The sequence below is a fragment of the Ralstonia soli genome (assembly GCF_023955655.1).
Taxonomy (GTDB): domain Bacteria; phylum Pseudomonadota; class Gammaproteobacteria; order Burkholderiales; family Burkholderiaceae; genus Ralstonia; species Ralstonia soli.
In genome coordinates this window covers 378,067-398,236 of record NZ_JAMXHT010000006.1, presented here as the reverse complement: position 1 = coordinate 398,236, position 20,170 = coordinate 378,067, and the positions used below count along the sequence as shown (strand labels likewise).

The following is a 20,170-nucleotide window of genomic DNA, read 5'->3' as shown; positions in this document are numbered from 1 at the left end:
GATTACAGCGCCTTGAGCGTGCCCTTGGGCAGCACGGTCGTCACGGCGCTCTTCTGGACGGTGATTTCGGTGTTGGCGGAGACTTCCACGGTGACGTACTGCTCAGCCACCTTGGTCACCTTGCCGAGGATGCCGCCGGCGGTGACGACTTCGTCGCCCTTGGCCAGGGCTTCGAGCATCGCCTTGGTTTCCTTCTGGCGCTTCATTTGCGGGCGGATCATGATGAACCACAGCACCACGAACATCAGGATGATGGGCAGGAAGCTCATCAGGCCACCTGCAGCACCACCAGTCGGTGCGGTTTGCGCGTAAGCGTCGGAAATGAGGAACACGTCAAAACTCCGTAATGGTTCGTCAATCGGTCAAAAATCGGACCGGACATTCTACCATTGCGGTGCTGCGGCAAATGGGCGCGCCCGGCGCCCTGTCAAGCCGTGTTACAGCGCGCCGCGCGCCCGGTCTGCGGCAAAGCGCGCCTGGAAGGCCGCAAAGCCGTGCGACTCGATGGCGGCACGCATTTCGGCCATCAATTCCAGGTAGTAATAGAGATTGTGGATGGTGTTCAGGCGTGCGCCCAGGATCTCCCCCACACGCTGCAGATGGTGCAGATACGCGCGCGAGAAATTGCTGCAGGTGTAGCAGCCGCAGGTCTCGTCCAGCGGGCGCGGGTCGTTGCGGTGCACGGCGTTCTTGATCTTGATGTCGCCAAAGCGGGTGAACAGCCAGCCGTTGCGCGCATTGCGGGTCGGCATCACGCAGTCGAACATGTCCACGCCAGCGGCGACGCCCGCCACCAGGTCTTCCGGCGTGCCCACGCCCATCAGGTAATGCGGCTTGTTGGCCGGCAGACGCGGTGCCACGTGCTGCAGCACGCGCATCATGTCTTCCTTCGGCTCGCCGACGGAGAGGCCACCAATGGCGTAACCGCCAAAGCCTTCGCCGCCCGCATCGGCGTCGATCGCCTGCAGGCCGGCCAGCGATTCATCGCGCAGGTTCTCGAACATGCCGCCCTGCACGATGCCGAACAGCGCGTTCGGGTTGCCTTCGCGAGCGAACTCGTTGCGCGAGCGCTGGGCCCAGCGCAGGCTCATGCGCATCGAGGCGGCGGCTTCGGCCTCGGTGGCCGGGCGATCGCCGATCTTGTACGGCGTGCATTCGTCGAACTGCATGACGATGTCCGAATTCAGCCGGCGCTGGATCTGCATGGAGATCTCCGGCGACAGGAACAGCTTGTCACCATTGATGGGCGAGGCGAACGTCACACCTTCTTCGGTGATCTTGCGCAGATCGCCCAGTGAAAACACCTGAAAACCACCAGAGTCGGTCAGGATGGGCTTGTCCCAGCCGTTGAAGCCGTGCAGGCCCTTGTGTGCATCCATCACATCCAGCCCCGGGCGCAGCCACAGGTGGAAGGTGTTGCCGAGGATGATCTGCGCGCCGATGTCCTTCAGTTCTGCCGGCGACATCGCCTTGACCGCGCCATACGTGCCCACCGGCATGAAGATGGGCGTTTCCACCACGCCGTGGTTCAGGGTCATGCGGCCGCGCCGGGCGAGGCCATCGGTGGTAAGGAGTTCGTACTTGAGCATGGTCAGGCGGGAATGTGGTCTGGTTCGGCGCGCGTGAGCAGCATGGCGTCGCCGTAACTGAAGAAGCGGTAGCGCTGGGCAATGGCGTGCTGGTAGGCGCCGCGGATGGCGTCCATGCCGGCAAACGCCGATACCAGCATCAGCAGCGTCGACTTGGGCAGATGGAAGTTCGTCACCAGCGCATCGACGATGCGGAAGCGATAGCCGGGGGTGATGAAGATGTCGGTGTCGCCGCTGCCCGCATGGAGCGTGCCGTCAGGCTGCGCGGCGGATTCCAGCGCGCGCATCGACGTGGTGCCCACCGCGATCACGCGCCCGCCCGCTGCCCGCGTGGCGCGAATAGCCTCAGCCAGTTCGGGCGAGATGGCGTACCACTCGCTGTGCATGCGGTGCTCGGCGATGTTTTCCACACGCACCGGCTGGAACGTGCCCGCGCCCACGTGCAGCGTGAGAAAGCCGCGCTTGACGCCCATCGCATCCAGCTTGGCGAACAGTGCATCGTCGAAATGCAGGCCAGCCGTGGGGGCCGCGACGGCGCCCGGGTTGCGTGCGTAGACGGTTTGATAGCGCGTTTCGTCAAAGCTGTCGGGGTCGTGCTCGATGTAGGGCGGCAGCGGCAGGCGGCCGTATTGCTCGATCAGGTCCAGCGCCGGCTGCGGAAAGCGCAGCGTGAAGAACGGCTCGGCGCGCGGGCCGACCGTCACATCAAAGGCATCGGCCAGGCGCAGCGTGGTGCCCTCGATGGGCGATTTGCTGGAGCGGATCTGCGCCAGCACGGTGTGCTCGTCCAGCAGGCGCTCGACCAGCACTTCGACCTTGCCGCCGCTGGCCTTGTGGCCGAAGAAGCGGGCCTTGATGACGCGCGTGTCGTTGAAGACCAGCAGGTCGCCGGGGCGCAGGTAATCCACCAGATCGGCGAACTGGCGATCATCAAAGTGCACGCCATCTTCCGTGCGGCGAACCGCCAGCAGGCGGCTCGCGGTGCGGTCGGGCAGGGCGGTTTGCGCGATCAGCTCGGGCGGCAGATCGAAATCGAAATCGGACAGCGTCAGCATGAAAAGTGGCGCAGACGTGGATTGCGCCAAGTGATGGTGGCGGGCGCCGGTACAATCGGGCGACACCGCAAAGTTCGCCATTGTAAACGTCCTGTGCCGCCTCGCGCCCGTTCCGCCACTGATGCTGTTCTTACGTCCGACGCTGATACTGCGTCGGCGCCGAAGCCCAAACGGGCGACCTCAGCAGACAAGCCGGCCAAGACCGCCGGTCCGGCCGACAAACTCGCCAAGCTCGGCCTGCACCGCGACGTCGATCTCGTCCTGCATCTGCCGATGCGCTACGAGGACGAAACCACGCTCCTGACCATCGCCGAAGCCATGGCCCGCGCCAACACCGGCTGGGCCGCGCAGGTGGAAGGCACCGTCACGCGCAACGAAGTGGCGTTCCGGCCGCGCCGGCAACTGGTCGTGCATATCGCCGATGATTCCGGCGAACTCGTGCTGCGCTTCCTCAATTTCTACGGCAGCCAAGTCAAGCAGATGGCCGAAGGCGTGCGCCTGCGCGTGCGCGGCGAGGTGCGCGGCGGTTTCTTCGGCGCGGAGATGGTCCACCCGACCGTGCGCACCGTGGCGGAGGATGAACCACTGCCTGATCGCCTGACGCCGGTGTATTCCACCGTAGCCGGTGTGCCGCAGGCGTATCTGCGCAAGGCGATCCTGAACACGCTCACGCGCACGCCGCTGCCGGAAACGCTGCCGAACAGCCTCATCACCGGCCCGCTCGCGCCGCTCAAGCTGATGGCGCCGGCGGAAGCGGTTCGCCTGTTGCATCAGCCGACGCCCGACGTCGATGAGCACAGCCTGGTTGAGCGTACGCACCCGGCTTGGTTGCGCATCAAGTTTGATGAGCTGCTGTCGCAGCAGCTCTCGCTCAAGCGCGCACAGGCCGCGCGCCGCATGCGTAACGCGCCTGTGCTGCGCGACAGCGGCAACGGCGGGTTGCTTGCACGCTTCATGGCGGCGCTGCCGTTCAAGCTGACCGGCGCCCAGGCCCGCGTGTGGGACGAGATTCGCGCCGACCTCGCGCACCCGTACCCGATGCAGCGGCTGCTGCAGGGCGATGTGGGCAGCGGCAAGACCGTCATCGCCGCATTGGCCGCGTGCCAGGCCATCGATGCCGGCTGGCAGGCCGCGCTGATGGCGCCGACCGAACTGCTGGCCGAGCAGCACTATCGCAAGTTATCCACATGGCTGGCGCCGCTGGGTGTGGATATCGTCTGGCTGGCCGGCAGCCTCAAGCGCAAGCAGAAGGACGAAGCGGCGGCGCGCGTGGCCGACGGTACGGCGCAGCTCGTGATCGGCACGCATGCGCTGATCCAGGACGCGGTCACGTTCGCGCGCCTCGGTCTGGCCGTGGTGGATGAGCAGCATCGCTTCGGCGTGGCGCAGCGGCTGGCCTTGCGCGGCAAGGCGAGCAATGGCGATGCGCCCGTCGCCGCCAACGCTCAGGTGCCGCACCAGCTGATGATGTCCGCCACGCCCATCCCGCGCACGCTGGCGATGACGTACTACGCCGACCTCGACGTCTCCGCCATCGATGAACTACCGCCCGGCCGCACGCCCATCGTGACGCGTCTGGTGAACGACGCGCGCCGCGACGAAGTGATCGAGCGCATCTATGCCGCCGCACGAGAAGGGCGGCAGGTCTACTGGGTGTGCCCGCTCATCGAAGAAAGCGAAGCGCTGCAATTGCAGACCGCCGTGGAGACGTTCGAGACGCTCTCGCAGAGCCTGGAAGGATTGAAGGTCGGCCTTGTGCACGGGCGCCTGCCGTCCGCCGAGAAAGCTGCCGTGATGAGCGCCTTTGCCGGCGGCGAGTTGCATGTGCTGGTGGCCACCACCGTCATCGAAGTGGGCGTGGACGTGCCCAACGCCTCGTTGATGGTGATCGAGCATGCCGAGCGTTTCGGCCTCGCGCAGCTGCACCAGTTGCGCGGGCGCGTGGGGCGCGGCACGGCGGAATCGGTGTGCGTGCTGCTGTATCAGGCGCCGCTGTCACCGACGGCCAAGCAGCGCCTGCAGACCATGCGCGAGACCACCGACGGCTTCGAGATTGCGCGGCGCGATCTGGAAATTCGCGGGCCCGGGGAATTCCTTGGCGCGCGGCAATCGGGCGAGGCCATGCTGCGTTTTGCCGATCTGAACCACGATGCGTGGCTCGTCGAGTTCGCGCAGGAAGCGGCGGAGGCCATGCTCGCGCGCTTTCCGGAAGCGGTGGACACGCACCTCAAGCGCTGGCTGGGCGAGCGCGAGCACTACCTGCGCGTGTAGGTGGCGGGCGCCGGCCTAGTGGTGCGACCTCGCGCCGTGGTCGCCATCATGCCCACCATGAAAGCCGCCTCGGAAACCACCCCCGCCCACCCTGCGGCCGCCATGATGGAAGAACGCACCGTGCATGCGGTGGACGTGGTGGAAGCGGTCGACAAACACCACGCTGCCAAAGAACACGGGCGGGCCCCAGTACCACGTGTCATCCACGTAATACGGCGTGCTGGCATAAGTGACTGGCGTGCCGTCGGTGTCCACCATCTGCCAGGTGCCGTCCGGTTGCAGGCACGCGGTGCCTTGTACCTGCTGCATCACGCCGTCGATCTCGGTTTGCCCTGCCACAGGCTGGCAGGTGCCCACCGGCAGGTCTTGCGCTGTCGCGCAGGCGCAGAGGCTCAACGCCATCAGCGCCGTCGTCAGGAGGGTCAGACGCTTCATGTTCATCCCCGGGTCAGGAATGCCCGACGTCTTGCTACGGTGCGGTGATCTGTCTTGCCGTATCGCTGGCACATCGGTTTGCCCGCGGCTGCCGTGCCGGCGTCGTCGCCGATGGGGCTCCGCATGACCGGTAAACGGCTCGGGCGCACGGTTTATTCCGCCGGGTGTGCGGGTATGTGTAACCGCGCGTTTCAATACCAAAGTGCCCGTCCGTTAGCGCTTGGCAGCGGTGGACGGGGCGCCGCATTCACGTATGAAGCCACGCATCAGCATGAACAGGCTGTTCTCGAAGTCCGGGCTGCCGAGCCACTGTTCGTCGTAGGAAAGCGCGCTGCCGATCGCCCCCATGACCGAGCGCGTGAGCACGAAGGCCTGGATGGGCGAGAGCGTCACGCGTTGCCCGGCGGCGTCGCGTGCGCCGGCTGAAGTCAGGAAGGTCGACACGTGCCCCGGCGTGATCAGCGGGTTGCGGCCGCGAGCGATGGCCTGTTCGAGCACGATGCGACGCGCGCGATGCCGCCCGCCAAATGCGCCCAGCAAGGTGCGCACGGCCAGCCGCAGCCGGGCATCCGGCGACAGCGCGTCGGGCGCGGTCAGTACCGCCAGCAACTCGGCGGTCAGCCGATCGCTCTCGCGCTGCGCCAGTTCATCCAGTACCTGCAGCTTGTCGCCGAAATACTGGTACAGCGTGCCGATGCTGATGCCCGCCGCCTCCGCGATGCGGTTGGTGGTGAGCGCCTCCAGCCCCGCCTGATCGAGGATCCGCAGCGTCGCTTCCAAGATGAGTTCCACCTTCTCGCGTGAACGGGCCTGGCGCGGCTGGCGCCGTGCAAGTGGTTGATCTATATCGAATTTTTCCCTGGATTGCGAGGTCATGGAACGCGAGTGGCGGAATGTGAGCCGGGCTCATATTATGGTCGCCAGATCAAAAAAATACCTCAGGAGGAGACCGATGTTGTCCAGCCGACGCCGCCCCCTTTCGGGCAAACGCCTGCTCGCCTTCGCTGCCGTGAGCCTGTGCGCCAATCTGGCCGCGGCAGCCGCCCACGACTGGAGCGCCGCCGAGTCCACGCCCTCGCAGGAGACGGTGCTGCACCAGGCCTTCGACTACGCGTTTCCGCTGGTCGCGATGGGGCGTCTGCGTGCCGGCATGCTGGGCACGGATGCCAAGCCCGGGCGCCTCCAGCTCGGCCAGTGGTCGCATCAGCACAAGCTATCGGGCCCCGAAGATCGCTGGGTGACCACGCCCAACAGCGATACGGCGTACTCCACGCTATGGCTCGACTTGCGCCAGGGCCCTGTCGCGCTCACGGTGCCGGACATGGCCGGCCGCTACTACTCGCTCGCCTTGCTGGACATGGCGACGAACAATTTCGAGATTCTCGGCCGGCGCGCCAATGGCACGCGCGGTGGCACTTTCGTCGTCGTTGGCCCTGACTCAACGCAGCCACTGCCGCCCAATGTGCAGGTGATTCGCGCACCCGCCAACGACGTGCTTGTGCTGGCCCGCATCCTCGTGAATGGCGAGGCCGACATGCCCGCCGTGACGGCCTTGCAGGACCAGTTCAAGGTCGAACCGATCGGCGCCGGCAAGACGCCGCCGCGGTGGCAAGCTGCACCGCCGGTCGAGCAGAGCCCGCAAGCCTTTGTCGACATGGCCAACCTGATGCTGGCGCGCAACCCTGCACCGCGCTACGAAGATGCGTTGATGCAGCGCCTGGCATCGGTCGGCATCTGCGGGGCCGCATGCCGCTGGGAAGCGCTGTCGCCCGAGGTCAAGGCGCTGTGGGCGAAGCAGTTGCCGGGCATGCTGAGCTCGCTCAAGGGCGGGCTGTCGGCGGCCGGCCCGAAGACCGACGGGTGGTCGTACTCGAAGGCCAATCTTGGCGATTTTGGCACCGACTATGCCTACCGCGCGCAAGTCGCGCTGGGCGGCCTGCTTGCACTCAAGACAGTCGAGGCCATGTACCCCATCACCTTTGTCGACCAGCAACAGGCGCGGCTCTCCGGCGCGCACCGCTATCGGCTGCATTTGCCGGCGGGATCGCTGCCGGTCAATGCGTTCTGGTCACTGTCGATGTACGAGGTGGAGCCGGACGGCAAGCTGTTCTTCACGCCCAACCCGATCGCGCGCTACGCCATTGGCGATCGCACCGCGGGCCTCAAGGTGGGTGCGGATGGCGCGATCGATCTGCTGATCCAGCGTGATGCACCAGCCGATCCTGCCCAGCGTGCCAACTGGCTGCCGGCGCCTGCCGGTGATTTCGCCCTGGTGCTGCGTGCCTACGAACCGAAGGCCGAGCTGCGCGATGGGCGTGCGCGGGTGCCTGCCGTGGAGCGGTTGGACTGAGCCTGCGGCCGTTGGGCCGGAGGCCTCAATGCGCGGTGGCCGCAGTCCGTGCCTGCTTGCGCAGGCGCTTGGCGCTGTACATCGCGCGGTCGGCTTGGTCCAGCAGGGCGGTGATCTCCGTACCGTCTTCGGGCATCACCGCCACGCCCACGCTGACGCGCAGGTCCAGCGGCTGGCCTTCGAACACGTACGGCTGCTGCACTTCTTCCATCAGCCGCTCGCATTGCGCCTGCGCATCGGCGCGCGCACCGATGCCGGGCAGGATGACGGCAAACTCGTCGCCGCCCACGCGCGCCACGGTGTCGGAGCGGCGTGCGGTGCGGCCCATGCGCTGCGCGGTTTCGCGGATGGCCGCGTCGCCGGCGCGGTGGCCGTGGCGATCATTGATGAGCTTGAGGTTGTCCATGTCGACGTTGAGCACGCCAAGCCCGCCATGCGCGCGCTGCGCCAGATGGATCGACTGACGCAGGCGGTCATAGAACAGTGCGCGGTTGGGCAGGTCGGTCAGCGCGTCATGCGTGGCGCGCAGATAGAGCTGATCGCGCTCGGCATTGGCGGCGTGGAACATGGCGGCAATCAGCTCGGACATCAGCTCCAGCACGCCGATGTCGCTCTTGCTGAACGCGTTCACCTCCGGCGCCACCAGCTTGAGCACGCCGACCGTGGTATCCAGATGCCGCAGCGGCGTGACCACCATCGAGCGCAAGCCCACGCGCCGGCAGGCTTCGCGATCGACGCGGGGGTCGATTTCGGAATCGTCGCACTGCAGGATGCTGCCGGTCTGCACGCACAGCCCCGACAGGCTGCCCTTGCGCGCCAGGCGCAGACCCAGGAGCGTTTCGGTCAGGCCCGAGGTGGCGCGGTAGACCATCTCGTCGCCTTCGGCCAGTTCGACCACGGCGCCGGTCGCGCAGGTCAGGTGTTGGGCCCGCTCGGTGACCAGCTCCATGATCGCGCCCAGATCGGTGCCGAGCTTGGCGATCTCGGACTGCGCCCGCACGATTTCAAGGAGTGTGGTGGGGTTCTGCAGATGGGGATGGTCGAGCGACATGATGGAGCACGGCTTGGCATTCAACTGGCCGATTCTAGCCCGATCAACCGAACGATATAGACCGAAATCACGCCGGTTTGCGGCTGAATTACAGCTTTTGAATGCGCTGTGGCGGTGCGGCGGATGACGCTTCGCGCAAGACCGCCGCGCCGAGTTCGTGGCGTTCTCACAATCCCCAAGCAACATCCCGCGTCACAAGGTAAAATCTATCGACATCCAAAAGCCGATTGATTGCCATGACGCTCACTGAACTCAAGTACATCGTTGCCGTTGCGCGCGAACGCCACTTCGGGCGTGCCGCCGAGGCCTGCTTCGTTTCGCAGCCGACGTTGTCGGTCGCCATCAAGAAGCTCGAAGATGAACTGGCCGTGCAGATCTTCGAGCGCGGCGCCTCTGAAGTGAGCGTCACGCCCGTGGGTGAGCAGATCGTCACCCAAGCGCAGCGTGTGCTGGAGCAGACCATGGCGATCCGCGAGATCGCCAAGCAGGGGATGGACCCTCTGGAGGGGCCCTTGCGTCTGGGGGTGATCTACACGATCGGGCCGTACCTGCTGCCGGCGCTGGTCAAGCAGATGATCCAGAGCGTCCCGCAGATGCCACTGATGCTGCAGGAGAACTTCACCGTGCGGCTGGTGGAGCTACTCAAGCAGGGCGAAATCGACTGCGCCATCATGGCCGAGCCGTTTCCCGAAGCCGGGCTGATGACCGTGCCGCTGTATGACGAGCCCTTTGTGGTGGCGGTGCCGCGCGGCCATGCACTGTCGAAGGTAGACGCGGTGGACCCGGAGGCGCTCAAGCAGCAGACGATGCTGTTGCTCGGCAACGGGCATTGCTTCCGCGACCACGTGCTGGGGGTGTGCCCTGAGCTGTCGCGTTTTTCGCAGAACGCTGACGGCATCCAGAAGACGTTCGAAGGCTCCTCGCTGGAGACGATTCGCCACATGGTGGCCAGCGGTGTAGGCATCACCGTACTGCCGCGCACCTCGGTGCCGAACATGCAACCCGCCGCCAACGAGCTGCTGACTTACGTGCCGTTCCAGGAGCCCGTGCCCGACCGCCGCGTTGTGCTGGCCTGGCGCAAGAGCTTCACCCGCATCGCCGCCATCGAGGCGGTGGCCAAGGCGGTCGCGCAATGCGAACTGCCGGGCATCAAGCCGCTGCCGCACACGCCGCTCGTCCACTGATTCACTGACGCCGCCTGCTGGCCGTCGTCATTGCATGACGGCCATAGCGCACGCCTAATTGATAGATAAAAACAATCAAATTTACGGATGCAATAGGGCATTGATAGACTATTTTTCATGGTGAGCCGAGCGCTCATCCCCAGTCACCATGGAGCCCGTCATGTCCCTGCACCTTGCCTCGAACACCGTCGCGACCGTGCTGGAATGGCTCGCTGCCTACGGTGAATCGCATTGAGCAGGTATCAGGAAAGCGCGGCACGCAGGAGACCAATCATGGCAATGATGCAGATGTTCGTTTCGGAATGGCAGGCGTTCGCGGGCACGGTCCACGCCTCGCAGGCTGGGTCGACGAAGTCCATGACGGGTGGCCGAGGCGCGCGCGCTGCGGACTCCGCCCGGCTGCAACGCAAGTGGGTACGCAAGCAGATCGGCCTGGCCATTGCAGCAGCCGGCACTATGATCATTTTCCTGCATGGCATGGTGCAGTTGACGGCTTGATCGCCTGGTTGCCGTTCGTTCCGGATTTCGTCACGGAGCGATGCCACGATCGGAACTTGCAGCTTGGGTGGCAACCGAAAGACAGGCTTGAGGCACGCTTGGTTGGCCTTGGCCTTCGCAGACCTCCGCGTTTTTGCACACGACTTTTTTCAGGGGAACCCAGATGGCAAAGAAGAACAGCGGCGCAGCGGCCGCAGCCCAGATCAACATCGGTATTGCAGACAAGGACCGCAAGAAGATTGCCGAAGGCCTGTCGCGCCTGCTGGCCGATACGTACTCGCTCTACCTGAAGACGCACTACTTCCACTGGAACGTGACCGGCCCGATGTTCAATACGCTGCATCTGATGTTTGAGACGCAGTACAACGAGCTGTGGAACGCCGTCGACCCGGTGGCCGAGCGCATTCGCGCGCTGGGTTATCCGGCACCGGGCTCGTACACCGAGTTCGCCAAGCTGTCGTCGATCCCGGAATCGAAGGGCATTCCCGAGGCGATGGATATGGTGCGCGAGCTGGTGGCCGGCCACGAGGCTGTAACGCGCACCGCCCGCAGCCTCTTTCCCGACGTCGACAAGGCCGCCGACGAGCCGACCGCCGACCTGCTCACGCAACGCATGGACATTCACGAAAAGACGGCGTGGATGCTGCGTTCCCTGCTGGCGTAAGCGCACTTCCAGTCGTATCGCCACACTGGCGGCAGGTGTTGAAACAGCCGCAAATTTCCCCCACCCGCAGTGTCGGTCCGCTGCGTAGCGGGTGGGGCCGCCTCACCCCCCCAGACCTCACGAGAACACCATGACTTCTGAAGCCAAATGCCCGTTTTCCGGCCATGCTCCCGATGGGTCCCATGCCTTCGGTGGCGGTACGTCCAACAAAGACTGGTGGCCCAATCAACTGCGCGTTGATCTGCTGAACCAACATTCCGAGAAGTCCGATCCGCTGGGTAAGAACTTCAATTACCGCGAGGCCTTCAAGTCGATCGACTATGACGCCCTCAAGGCCGACATTCGCAAGCTGATGACGGATTCGCAGGACTGGTGGCCCGCCGACTTTGGACACTATGGCCCGCAGTTCATCCGCATGGCGTGGCACGCCGCCGGCACGTATCGCACGGGCGACGGCCGCGGCGGCGCCGGGCGCGGCCAGCAGCGCTTTGCCCCGCTCAACTCGTGGCCCGACAACGTCAACATCGACAAGTCACGCCGCCTGCTGTGGCCGATCAAGCAGAAGTACGGCCAGGCCATCTCATGGGCCGACCTGCTGATCCTGACCGGCAACGTGGCGCTGGAAACCATGGGCTTCCGCACGTTCGGCTTTGCCGCCGGCCGTGAAGACACGTGGGAACCGGACAACGACGTCTACTGGGGCAACGAGACCAAGTGGCTGGAAGCGACCCGCTATTCGGGCGAGCGCAACCTCGCGAACCCGCTGGCTGCCGTGCAGATGGGCCTGATCTACGTGAACCCGGAGGGCCCGAACGGCAACGGCGATCCGTTGGCGGCTGCGAAAGACATCCGCGAAACCTTCGCCCGCATGGCGATGGACGACGAGGAAACCGTGGCGCTGATCGCCGGTGGCCACACCTTCGGCAAGACGCACGGTGCCGGTGCTGCAAGCCATGTTGGCGCCGATGTCGAAGCCGCGCCGCTGGAAGCGCAAGGCCTGGGCTGGGCCAGCACCTTCGGCTCCGGCAAGGGCGCGGACGCGATCACCAGCGGGCTGGAAGTCACCTGGACGCAAACGCCCGCGCAATGGAGCAACTTCTTCTTCGAGAACCTGTTCAAGTACGAATGGGTGCAAGAGAAGAGCCCGGCCGGCGCGCTGCAGTGGGTGGCCAAAGATGCAGAGGCGATCATTCCTGGCCCCGCGCCCGATTCGCCCAAGCGCAAGCCGACGATGCTGACGACTGATCTGTCGCTGCGCTTCGACCCGGCGTACGAGAAGATCTCGCGCCGCTTCCTGAATGACCCGCAAGCCTTTGCCGACGCTTTTGCACGTGCGTGGTTCAAGCTGACGCACCGCGATCTGGGGCCGAAGTCGCGCTACCTCGGCCGCGAAGTGCCGAAGGAAGACCTGATCTGGCAAGACCCGTTGCCGGCCGCCACACACAAGCCGACCGAAGCCGACATCGCCGATCTCAAGACGAAGATTGCCGCTTCGGGTCTGTCGGCATCCGATCTGGTGGCGGTGGCGTGGGCGTCGGCTTCGACGTTCCGCGGCTCGGACAAGCGCGGTGGTGCCAACGGTGCGCGGATCCGCCTGGCGCCGCAGAACGACTGGGCAGTCAATCAGGCTGTTGCCGGCACGCTGGCCAAGCTGGAAGACATCCAGAAGGCCTCGGGCAAGGCCTCGCTGGCCGATGTGATTGTGCTGGCAGGCAGCGTGGGCGTCGAACTGGCGGCCAAGGCAGCCGGCACGACCATCACCGTGCCGTTCACGCCGGGCCGTGTCGATGCCACGCAAGAACAGACGGACGCCGTCTCGTTCTCGGTGCTCGAACCTGTGGCCGATGGTTTCCGCAACTATCAGAAGACGAAGTTTGCGGTGCCCGCCGAAGTGCTGCTCCTCGACAAGGCCCAGTTGCTGACGCTGACCGCGCCCGAGTTGACGGTGCTGATCGGTGGCCTGCGCGCAATCAACATCAACGCGGATGGTAGCCAGCATGGTGTATTCACCGCCACGCCGGGCGCGCTGACCAACGACTTTTTCGTCAACCTGCTCGACATGGGCACCGAGTGGAAGCCCGCCGGCGACATCTTCGAGGGCGTCGATCGCAAGACCGGTGAGAAGAAGTGGACCGGCACCCGCGTCGACCTGGTGTTTGGTTCGAACTCGATCCTGCGTGCGCTGGCCGAGGTGTACGGCAGCGCCGACGGGAAGGACCGCTTCATCAGCGAGTTCGTGGCTGCCTGGGTCAAGGTGATGAATCTAGACCGGTTTGATCTGGCCTAAGCCTTAACCTGCAAGTCATCGGGACTAAAATGGCGCCTTGCCTCGTGCAGGCGCCATTTTTCTTTTGGTGATTTCCCATGCAATCGTCTGCTGCCCAACCCAGCCGCCTCGTGCTCTATGCACGCCTGATGCGGATGGACAAACCGATCGGCACGCTGCTGCTGCTGTGGCCGACGCTGTGGGCGCTATGGATGGCGGCCGACGGGCACCCGCCAGTGTCGCTGGTGGTGATCTTCACGGTCGGCACATTCCTGATGCGCTCGGCCGGCTGCGCCGTCAACGACTGGGCGGACCGCGATTTCGACAAGCACGTCAAACGCACCAAGGAGCGGCCGATTACCGCCGGCCTTATCGCCCCCTGGGAAGCGCTGGCCTTGGCTGCAGCACTGTCGCTCGTTGCCTTTGCGCTGATCCTGCCGCTCAATGCGCTGACCAAGTGGATGTCGGTGGCGGCGGTGGTGATTGCCGGCACGTATCCGTTCTTCAAGCGGTTCTTTGCGATTCCGCAGGCGTATCTCGGGATTGCGTTCGGCTTCGGGATTCCGATGGCCTATGCGGCGGTGCAGGACCAGGTGCCGGTGCTCGCCTGGCTAATGCTCATCGGCAATGTGTTCTGGGCCATCGCCTACGACACTGCCTACGCCATGGTCGACCGCGATGACGATCTGCACATCGGCATCAAGACATCCGCCATCACCTTCGGTCGCTTTGATGTGGTGGCGATCATGCTGTGCTACGTGGCGTTCTTCGGGATCATGGCCTGGGCTGGCTATGTGATGGCGCTAGGCGTGGCGTACTGGGTTGGACTGGCGGCGGCTGTGGCGTTGGCGCTTTGGTACTACCCGATGCTGCAGACGCGGGATCGGATGAAGTGTTTCTTCGTTTTCCGGCATAACAACTGGCTGGGGGCCTGCTTGTTTGCTGGAGTGGCGGCTGCGTACGCGTTGCGCTGAGTTGGTTTTGGGCCCTTGTGGTCCATCCCTTGTTTCATCCCCTGCCGGGGATGGACCACCCAGGCTCAATCCCGCCCGAATTCTTCGCCCATTTCCTTGCCACGCGCTGCGGCAGCATGCATGGCCCGAACGAAGGCCGCCTTGATGCCCGCTCCCTCCATCGAAGTCAGCGCCGCATAGGTCGTCCCGCCCTTGGACGTTACCCGCTCGCGCAGCACTTCAACCGGCTCAGTTGATTGGCCGGCCAGCGTGGCGGCACCAATGAACGTTTCCACCGCCAGCGTGCGTCCGTCCTCAGCCGACAACCCCAGTTCCTGCGCCGCCTGCTGCATCGCCTCGATGAAGTAGAACACGTAGGCCGGACCGCTGCCAGAGATGGCCGTCACCGCGTCAATCTGTGCTTCGCTCGGCACCCACACGCTCTTGCCGACGGCGTTGGCGATGGCGCTGGCCGTTGCGCGGTCGGCGTCCGCCAGGCCGGCATTGGCCGCCAGGCCGGTCATGCCCAGGCCCGACAGCGCCGGCGTGTTCGGCATCGCGCGCACGACCCGCGCATGGCCATTGAGCCAGCGCGATAAATCCTGGATTCGGATACCCGCCGCCACCGACAGCACCAGGCTGTTGCCCAGGTGGGAGCTCAGTTGCGCGCACACCTCGCGCATCTGCTGCGGCTTGACGGCCAGGACGATCACGTCGCGGTCGGCCAGTTCGGCGCCGGGGGCGGCAGCGGTGCGGGCGCCCCAGGTTTGCTCGGCGCGCGCACGGGCGGGCTCCGTCGGGTCCACCACCACGATGTTGGCGCCGTGCGCGCCCTTCGCAATCAGGCCGCCAATAAGGGCAGCCGCCATGTTGCCGCCGCCGATGAAGCCGAGTTTCAGAGTATCGAGCATGAGAGTGGTGGTGTGAGAGAAAGCAGGAATTCAGGCATTGGCGTAGTGCCGCGCCCCGAAGATGGCACTGCCGACGCGCACGATGGTGGCGCCTTCGGCAATCGCGTCTTCCAGATCGGCGGACATGCCCATCGACAGGGTATCGAGCGCAATGCCGGCTTCGCGCAGCCGGTCCGCCAAGTTGCGCAAGTCTGCGAAGGGCTGGCGCTGGGCGGCAGGATCGTCGCTGGGTTCAGGCACGGCCATCAGGCCGCGCAATTGCAGACGGGGCAGGGCCGCCACGGCACGTGCCACGGCAAGGACATCCTCGAAATCAGGCAGCAACCCATGCTTGCTGGCTTGGCGGCTGATGTTGATTTCCAGGCAGACCTGTAAAGGCGGCAGATAGTCGGGGCGCTGGGCCGACAGGCGCTCGGCAATCTTGAGCCGGTCGACGCTGTGCACCCAGTCGAAGCGTTCGGCCACCGCGCGCGTCTTGTTGCTCTGCAGGGGGCCGATGAAGTGCCAGTGGAGCGGGTTAGCGCCGGTGCGCAGATCAGCGAGGGCATCGATCTTGGCGATACCTTCCTGCACGTAGTTCTCGCCAAAAAGGCGTTGTCCGGCGGCGTGTGCGGCGCGCACGGCATCGGCGTCGAACGTCTTGGAAACGGCCAGCAATGTGACACCCGCTGCATCGCGCGAAGCCAGTGTGCAGGCCGTTGTGATCCGTTGACGCACGGCTTGCAAGTTGGCGGCGATTGCAGACATAATCCGGCGACGTTTGTTACAAATAAACAAGGTTCCGGCGCGGTTTTCAGCGACTCGGAGCGCGTCTTGAAGCGCCGCTGGGGATACCCCCGCAAGACGATTGCGCAGCAAGCACGACATAAAAAAGTCGGGGGTCATTATAAGATGGACATCGCGCAGCTTCTGGCGTTTTCCGCCAAGAACAAGGCGTCGGACTTGCACTTGTCGGCCGGCCTGCCGCCGATGATCCGGATCCACGGCGACATGCGCCGCATCAACGTCCCCGCGCTCGCACACCAGGATGTGCACTCCATGGTGTACGACATCATGAGCGACGCGCAGCGCAAGGTCTACGAAGAGAACCTGGAAGTCGACTTCTCGTTCGAGATCCCGGGGTTGTCGCGTTTCCGGGTCAACGCGTTCAACCAGAACCGCGGCGCCTCGGCCGTGTTCCGGACGATTCCGTCCAAGGTGCTGACGCTGGACGACCTGAAGGCGCCCGCGGTGTTTGCCGACCTGTCGATGAAGCCGCGCGGCCTGGTGCTCGTCACGGGCCCGACCGGCTCGGGCAAGTCGACCACGCTGGCTGCGATGGTCAACCACCGCAACGAAAACGACATGGGCCACATCCTCACGGTGGAGGACCCGATCGAATTCGTGCACGAATCCAAGAAGAGCCTGATCAACCAGCGCGAGCTGGGTCCGCATACGCACTCGTTCGCCAATGCGTTGAAGTCGGCACTGCGCGAAGACCCTGACGTGATCCTGGTCGGCGAATTGCGTGATCTCGAAACCATTCGCTTGGCGCTCACCGCAGCGGAAACGGGCCACTTGGTGTTCGGCACGCTGCATACCAGCTCGGCCGCCAAGACCATCGACCGGGTCGTCGACGTGTTCCCGTCGGACGAGAAGGAGATGGTCCGGACCATGCTTTCCGAGTCGCTGGAGGCGGTGATCTCGCAGACGCTGCTCAAGACGCGCGATGGCTCGGGCCGGATCGCGGCGCACGAGATCATGATCGCCACGCCGGCCATCCGCCACTTGATTCGCGAGAACAAGATCTCGCAGATGTACTCGATGATGCAGACCAGCAGCGGGATGGGCATGCAGACGCTCGACCAATGCCTGTCGGACCTCATCAAGCGCGCGGCGATCAACTACGCGGATGCGCGTGCCATCGCCAAGAACCCCGACGCGTTCGCGAACTGATCTCGCGCACCACGCCATCACTCCGACGCGTTGCCGCGTCAATCCCTTAGGAGGGGCACGCCATGCTGGACCGCGAAGCCGCCACCAAATACATCCACGAACTCTTGCAGTTGATGGTGAACAGCCGCGGTTCGGACTTGTTCATCACGTCGGAATTTCCGCCCGCCATCAAGGTGGACGGCAAGGTCACGCCGATCTCGCAGCAGCCGCTGAACGCACCGCAGGCCATGGGCCTGGTCAAGGCGATCATGAGCGAGAAGCAACTGCGCGAATACGAAGAAAGCTCGGAGTGCAACTTCGCCATCACGGCGCCAGGGGCCGGGCGCTTCCGGGTATCGGCGTTCATGCAGCAGGGTCGCGCCGGCATGGTGCTGCGGACCATCAACACGAAGATCCCCACGCTGGCCGAACTTGACCTGCCGACGAGCCTCAACGAGATCGTGATGAGCAAGCGCGGCCTGGTGATCGTGGTGGGGGCCACGGGCTCGGGCAAATCGACCTCGCTGGCGGCGATGGTGGGCTACCGCAACGCCAATTCGTACGGCCACATCATCACCATCGAAGACCCGGTGGAATATGTGCACGCGCACCAGAACTGCGTGGTGACGCAGCGCGAGGTGGGTGTCGATACCGAGTCGTGGCATGTGGCGCTGAAGAACACGCTGCGCCAGGCGCCCGATGTGATCCTGATCGGTGAAATCCGTGACCGCGACACGATGGAATACGCCATCCAGTACGCGGAAACCGGCCACCTGTGCCTGGCCACGCTGCACGCCAACAACTCGAACCAGGCGATCGACCGGATCATCAACTTCTTCCCGGAAGAGAAGCGCCAGCAGCTGCTGATCGACCTGTCGCTGAACCTGAAGGCGATGATCGCGCAGCGCCTCTTGCCGCGTAAGGGCAAGAAGGGGCGCGTGCCGGCTGTCGAGATCATGCTCGCGACCCCGTTGGTGCAGGATCTGATCTTCAAGGGCGAGGTGCACGAGTTGAAGGAGGTCATGAAGAAGTCCCGCGAGCTCGGGATGATTTCGTTTGACCAGGCATTGTTCGAGCTCTACGAAGAAGACAAGATCACCTACGAGGATGCGCTGCGCAACGCCGACTCCCTGAATGACCTGCGGCTGCAGATCAAGCTGCACAGCAAGCGCGGCGGGCAGACCGATCTGTCGGCGGGAACGGAGCATCTGAACGTCGTGTGATGTATCCGAATTGCTACATCAATTGAGGTAATTTGGCGTGCATAACGTTTGCGTTGGATTGCACGTCACCCGAAGTTCATGCTCTTTCCTTAATATTTGTTGCAAGCTGCCGTATATAACGGCGAGCGCTCCCGTCAGGTCTCTGCTGGGCGCGCATGACTACAAAAAAATTGCGTCAGCAAATCCGGGTGGGTAAAAAACGTGAGAAGCAAGCCGATATGCCTGCGCGCGCGAGCGGCGCGGGGCTTTACGCTGATCGAACTCGCGATCACCGTGGTGATCGCGGCCATCTTGGCCGCGATCGCGTATCCCGCTTATCTGAATCAAGTCCGGAAAGGGCGGCGTAGCGACGCCATTCAGGCCGCTGCCGCCGTTACGCAGGCGCAGGAGCGCTGGCGTTCCAATAACGCGACCTATGGTCGGATGAACTCGACCAACAATGATCTGCAGATCAGCCTGACTAGCACCGGTGGTTACTACGCTCTGGTGGTGACGGGCAATACCAGCACGGGCTATACGCTGACGCTCACCCCTCAGGGAACCCAGGCGACCGACACAACGTGCAACCCCATGACAGTGACGGTGACGAACGGGGTTGCCGTGAATACGCCTTCTGCCTGCTGGGGACAATGATGAGGGGCCGGCATCGGGGTTTGACACTGGTTGAACTGCTGGCGGTGGTCGTCATTCTCGGCATTCTGGCGGCTGTGGCGTTTCCGAGCTTTCAGCAGATGTACCTGAAGATTCGGCTGGAAGGTGTCGCCAATGAGCTCAGGACCGATCTCCAGTACGCGAGGACGGAGTCGATTCGACTTCGGAGCACAGTCAACGTGACCAGCACGGCCAATGGGTCGGGCTATTCGCTGACGGACGCTTCCTCGAACCTTCTGAAGTCGATTACGTTGCCCGCCGGCGTGTCTGCCTCCAATGGGGTGACGGTCACGTTCGACTCGCTGCGTGGCTTTGCAACAAACACCGGCGGCTTTGTCTTGTCGGCCACGAACTTCACACCAACGATCACGGTTTCGGTCGACGCCACCGGCCGCGTGTGGGAGTGCACCTCCAGCGGCGCTTTCTACGGGGTAACCAACGCATGCTGAATCGAGCTCTATATCGACAGCGGCAGCGGGGCCTGTCATTGGTCGAGCTGATGGTAGGCATCACCATCGGCTTGTTTATCGTTGCCGGCGCGCTGACGCTCTTTGCGTCGAGCCTGCTGGAGAACCGGCGCCTGATTGCGCAGACGCGTCTGGAGCAAGACATGCGGTCGATCGCAGACCTCATGACGCGTGATATCCGCCGCGCGGGTTATTGGGGCAACTCCATCCAGGGGACGTTGGCAATTGGCGCAACGGCCACCACGGCATCCAATCCTTACGTTGGTGTCTCCGCGACGCCATCTTCAACCAGTGGTGTCCTGAAGTACAACTTCTCACGCGATCTCGTTGAGAACAACATCCTCGACACGAACGAGCAGTTTGGCTACCAGTTGCTGACCACCGGCACCAAGGCGGGCGTGATGCAGATGCTCACGGCCCAGAACGTGTGGTCGGATCTGAATGATGCCAACTTCACTGTCATCACATCTTTCAGCGTGACCGATAGCAGCCCACCGGCGTTGTCCTTGGGATACCGATGCCCGGTCATGTGCGCGGCCGGCACGCCCAATTGCCCGCAGATGTTCATCCGCCGCTACGACATCGTGCTCACGGGCCGATCCACGCTGGATGCATCCGTCGTACGCACGTTGCGCACCAGTGTGCGCGTCAGAAACGATCAGACCACTGGGTCTTGTTAAGGCAAGAA

Annotated in this window: 20 protein-coding genes; 12 read left to right on the top strand and 8 right to left on the bottom strand. The window is 64.1% G+C overall.

Annotation, left to right across the window (positions count from 1 at the left end; translation table 11 throughout):
- Nucleotides 1–2: 2 nt before the first annotated feature.
- From yajC to queA, 3 genes are all read right to left on the bottom strand, one after another.
- Nucleotides 3–332: a preprotein translocase subunit YajC gene (yajC, locus tag NG900_RS17820; protein WP_252682691.1), complete on the bottom strand. Its 330-nt coding sequence runs from the start codon at nucleotides 330–332 to the stop codon at nucleotides 3–5.
- Nucleotides 333–437: 105 nt separating this feature from the next.
- Nucleotides 438–1,589, bottom strand: a complete 1,152-nt coding sequence (tgt, locus tag NG900_RS17815; RefSeq protein WP_252682690.1) for a tRNA guanosine(34) transglycosylase Tgt — start codon at nucleotides 1,587–1,589, stop codon at nucleotides 438–440.
- A gap of 2 nt (nucleotides 1,590–1,591) precedes the next feature.
- Nucleotides 1,592–2,644, bottom strand: coding sequence for a tRNA preQ1(34) S-adenosylmethionine ribosyltransferase-isomerase QueA (gene queA / locus NG900_RS17810; protein WP_252682689.1), 1,053 nt, complete (start codon nucleotides 2,642–2,644; stop codon nucleotides 1,592–1,594).
- A gap of 93 nt (nucleotides 2,645–2,737) precedes the next feature.
- On the opposite strand from queA, the gene recG reads away from it, so the two are divergent.
- Nucleotides 2,738–4,915: an ATP-dependent DNA helicase RecG gene (gene recG, locus NG900_RS17805; protein ID WP_252682688.1), complete on the top strand. Its 2,178-nt coding sequence runs from the start codon at nucleotides 2,738–2,740 to the stop codon at nucleotides 4,913–4,915.
- 15 nt (nucleotides 4,916–4,930) lie between these two features.
- On the opposite strand, the gene NG900_RS17800 is transcribed toward recG, so the two are convergent.
- Nucleotides 4,931–5,350, bottom strand: a complete 420-nt coding sequence (locus NG900_RS17800) for a hypothetical protein (RefSeq protein WP_420804166.1) — start codon at nucleotides 5,348–5,350, stop codon at nucleotides 4,931–4,933.
- 213 nt (nucleotides 5,351–5,563) lie between these two features.
- The gene (locus NG900_RS17795) at nucleotides 5,564–6,142 is read right to left on the bottom strand and encodes a TetR/AcrR family transcriptional regulator (protein WP_252682686.1); all 579 of its coding nucleotides are present in this window, start codon (nucleotides 6,140–6,142) and stop codon (nucleotides 5,564–5,566) included.
- A 160-nt stretch (nucleotides 6,143–6,302) separates the two neighbouring features.
- Between NG900_RS17795 and NG900_RS17790 the strand changes: the two genes are divergently transcribed.
- Nucleotides 6,303–7,700, top strand: coding sequence for a DUF1254 domain-containing protein (locus NG900_RS17790; RefSeq protein ID WP_252682685.1), 1,398 nt, complete (start codon nucleotides 6,303–6,305; stop codon nucleotides 7,698–7,700).
- Nucleotides 7,701–7,725: 25 nt separating this feature from the next.
- On the opposite strand, the gene NG900_RS17785 is transcribed toward NG900_RS17790, so the two are convergent.
- Nucleotides 7,726–8,751 carry a sensor domain-containing diguanylate cyclase gene (locus NG900_RS17785; protein WP_252682684.1) on the bottom strand — a complete coding sequence of 342 codons (1,026 nt, stop codon included), beginning with the start codon at nucleotides 8,749–8,751 and terminating at the stop codon, nucleotides 7,726–7,728.
- A 236-nt stretch (nucleotides 8,752–8,987) separates the two neighbouring features.
- On the opposite strand from NG900_RS17785, the gene NG900_RS17780 reads away from it, so the two are divergent.
- The 5 genes from NG900_RS17780 (at nucleotide 8,988) to ubiA (ending at nucleotide 14,337) form a co-directional block, all read left to right on the top strand.
- Nucleotides 8,988–9,935: a LysR substrate-binding domain-containing protein gene (locus tag NG900_RS17780; RefSeq protein WP_252682683.1), complete on the top strand. Its 948-nt coding sequence runs from the start codon at nucleotides 8,988–8,990 to the stop codon at nucleotides 9,933–9,935.
- Nucleotides 9,936–10,208: 273 nt separating this feature from the next.
- Nucleotides 10,209–10,433 carry a hypothetical protein gene (locus NG900_RS17775; protein ID WP_252682682.1) on the top strand — a complete coding sequence of 75 codons (225 nt, stop codon included), beginning with the start codon at nucleotides 10,209–10,211 and terminating at the stop codon, nucleotides 10,431–10,433.
- 163 nt (nucleotides 10,434–10,596) lie between these two features.
- A complete protein-coding gene (locus NG900_RS17770; protein WP_252682681.1) occupies nucleotides 10,597–11,097 on the top strand; it encodes a Dps family protein in 501 nt (166 codons plus the stop codon).
- A gap of 130 nt (nucleotides 11,098–11,227) precedes the next feature.
- Nucleotides 11,228–13,384, top strand: a complete 2,157-nt coding sequence (gene katG / locus NG900_RS17765) for a catalase/peroxidase HPI (RefSeq protein ID WP_252682680.1) — start codon at nucleotides 11,228–11,230, stop codon at nucleotides 13,382–13,384.
- Nucleotides 13,385–13,461: 77 nt separating this feature from the next.
- Complete coding sequence (gene ubiA, locus NG900_RS17760) at nucleotides 13,462–14,337, top strand: 4-hydroxybenzoate octaprenyltransferase (protein ID WP_252682679.1); 876 nt, start codon at nucleotides 13,462–13,464, stop codon at nucleotides 14,335–14,337.
- A gap of 65 nt (nucleotides 14,338–14,402) precedes the next feature.
- Here ubiA and proC read toward each other — a convergent pair whose 3' ends face one another.
- Nucleotides 14,403–15,227, bottom strand: a complete 825-nt coding sequence (proC, locus tag NG900_RS17755) for a pyrroline-5-carboxylate reductase (protein ID WP_252682678.1) — start codon at nucleotides 15,225–15,227, stop codon at nucleotides 14,403–14,405.
- A gap of 30 nt (nucleotides 15,228–15,257) precedes the next feature.
- Nucleotides 15,258–15,974 (bottom strand): YggS family pyridoxal phosphate-dependent enzyme, encoded by a 717-nt coding sequence (locus NG900_RS17750; RefSeq protein WP_252682839.1) that lies wholly within the window; start codon nucleotides 15,972–15,974, stop codon nucleotides 15,258–15,260.
- 144 nt (nucleotides 15,975–16,118) lie between these two features.
- On the opposite strand from NG900_RS17750, the gene NG900_RS17745 reads away from it, so the two are divergent.
- The 5 genes from NG900_RS17745 (at nucleotide 16,119) to NG900_RS17720 (ending at nucleotide 20,162) form a co-directional block, all read left to right on the top strand.
- A complete protein-coding gene (locus NG900_RS17745; protein ID WP_252682677.1) occupies nucleotides 16,119–17,162 on the top strand; it encodes a type IV pilus twitching motility protein PilT in 1,044 nt (347 codons plus the stop codon).
- Between the two features lie 62 nt (nucleotides 17,163–17,224).
- Nucleotides 17,225–18,364: a PilT/PilU family type 4a pilus ATPase gene (locus NG900_RS17740; RefSeq protein ID WP_252682676.1), complete on the top strand. Its 1,140-nt coding sequence runs from the start codon at nucleotides 17,225–17,227 to the stop codon at nucleotides 18,362–18,364.
- A gap of 201 nt (nucleotides 18,365–18,565) precedes the next feature.
- Nucleotides 18,566–18,997: a type IV pilin protein gene (locus tag NG900_RS17730; RefSeq protein ID WP_315862378.1), complete on the top strand. Its 432-nt coding sequence runs from the start codon at nucleotides 18,566–18,568 to the stop codon at nucleotides 18,995–18,997.
- On the top strand, nucleotides 18,994–19,464 hold the full coding sequence (locus tag NG900_RS17725; RefSeq protein WP_420804168.1) for a GspH/FimT family pseudopilin: 471 nt from the start codon (nucleotides 18,994–18,996) through the stop codon (nucleotides 19,462–19,464). Before NG900_RS17730 ends, NG900_RS17725 begins: the two co-directional genes overlap by 4 nt.
- Nucleotides 19,458–20,162, top strand: a complete 705-nt coding sequence (locus NG900_RS17720) for a PilW family protein (RefSeq protein ID WP_252682674.1) — start codon at nucleotides 19,458–19,460, stop codon at nucleotides 20,160–20,162. Before NG900_RS17725 ends, NG900_RS17720 begins: the two co-directional genes overlap by 7 nt.
- Nucleotides 20,163–20,170: the final 8 nt, after the last annotated feature.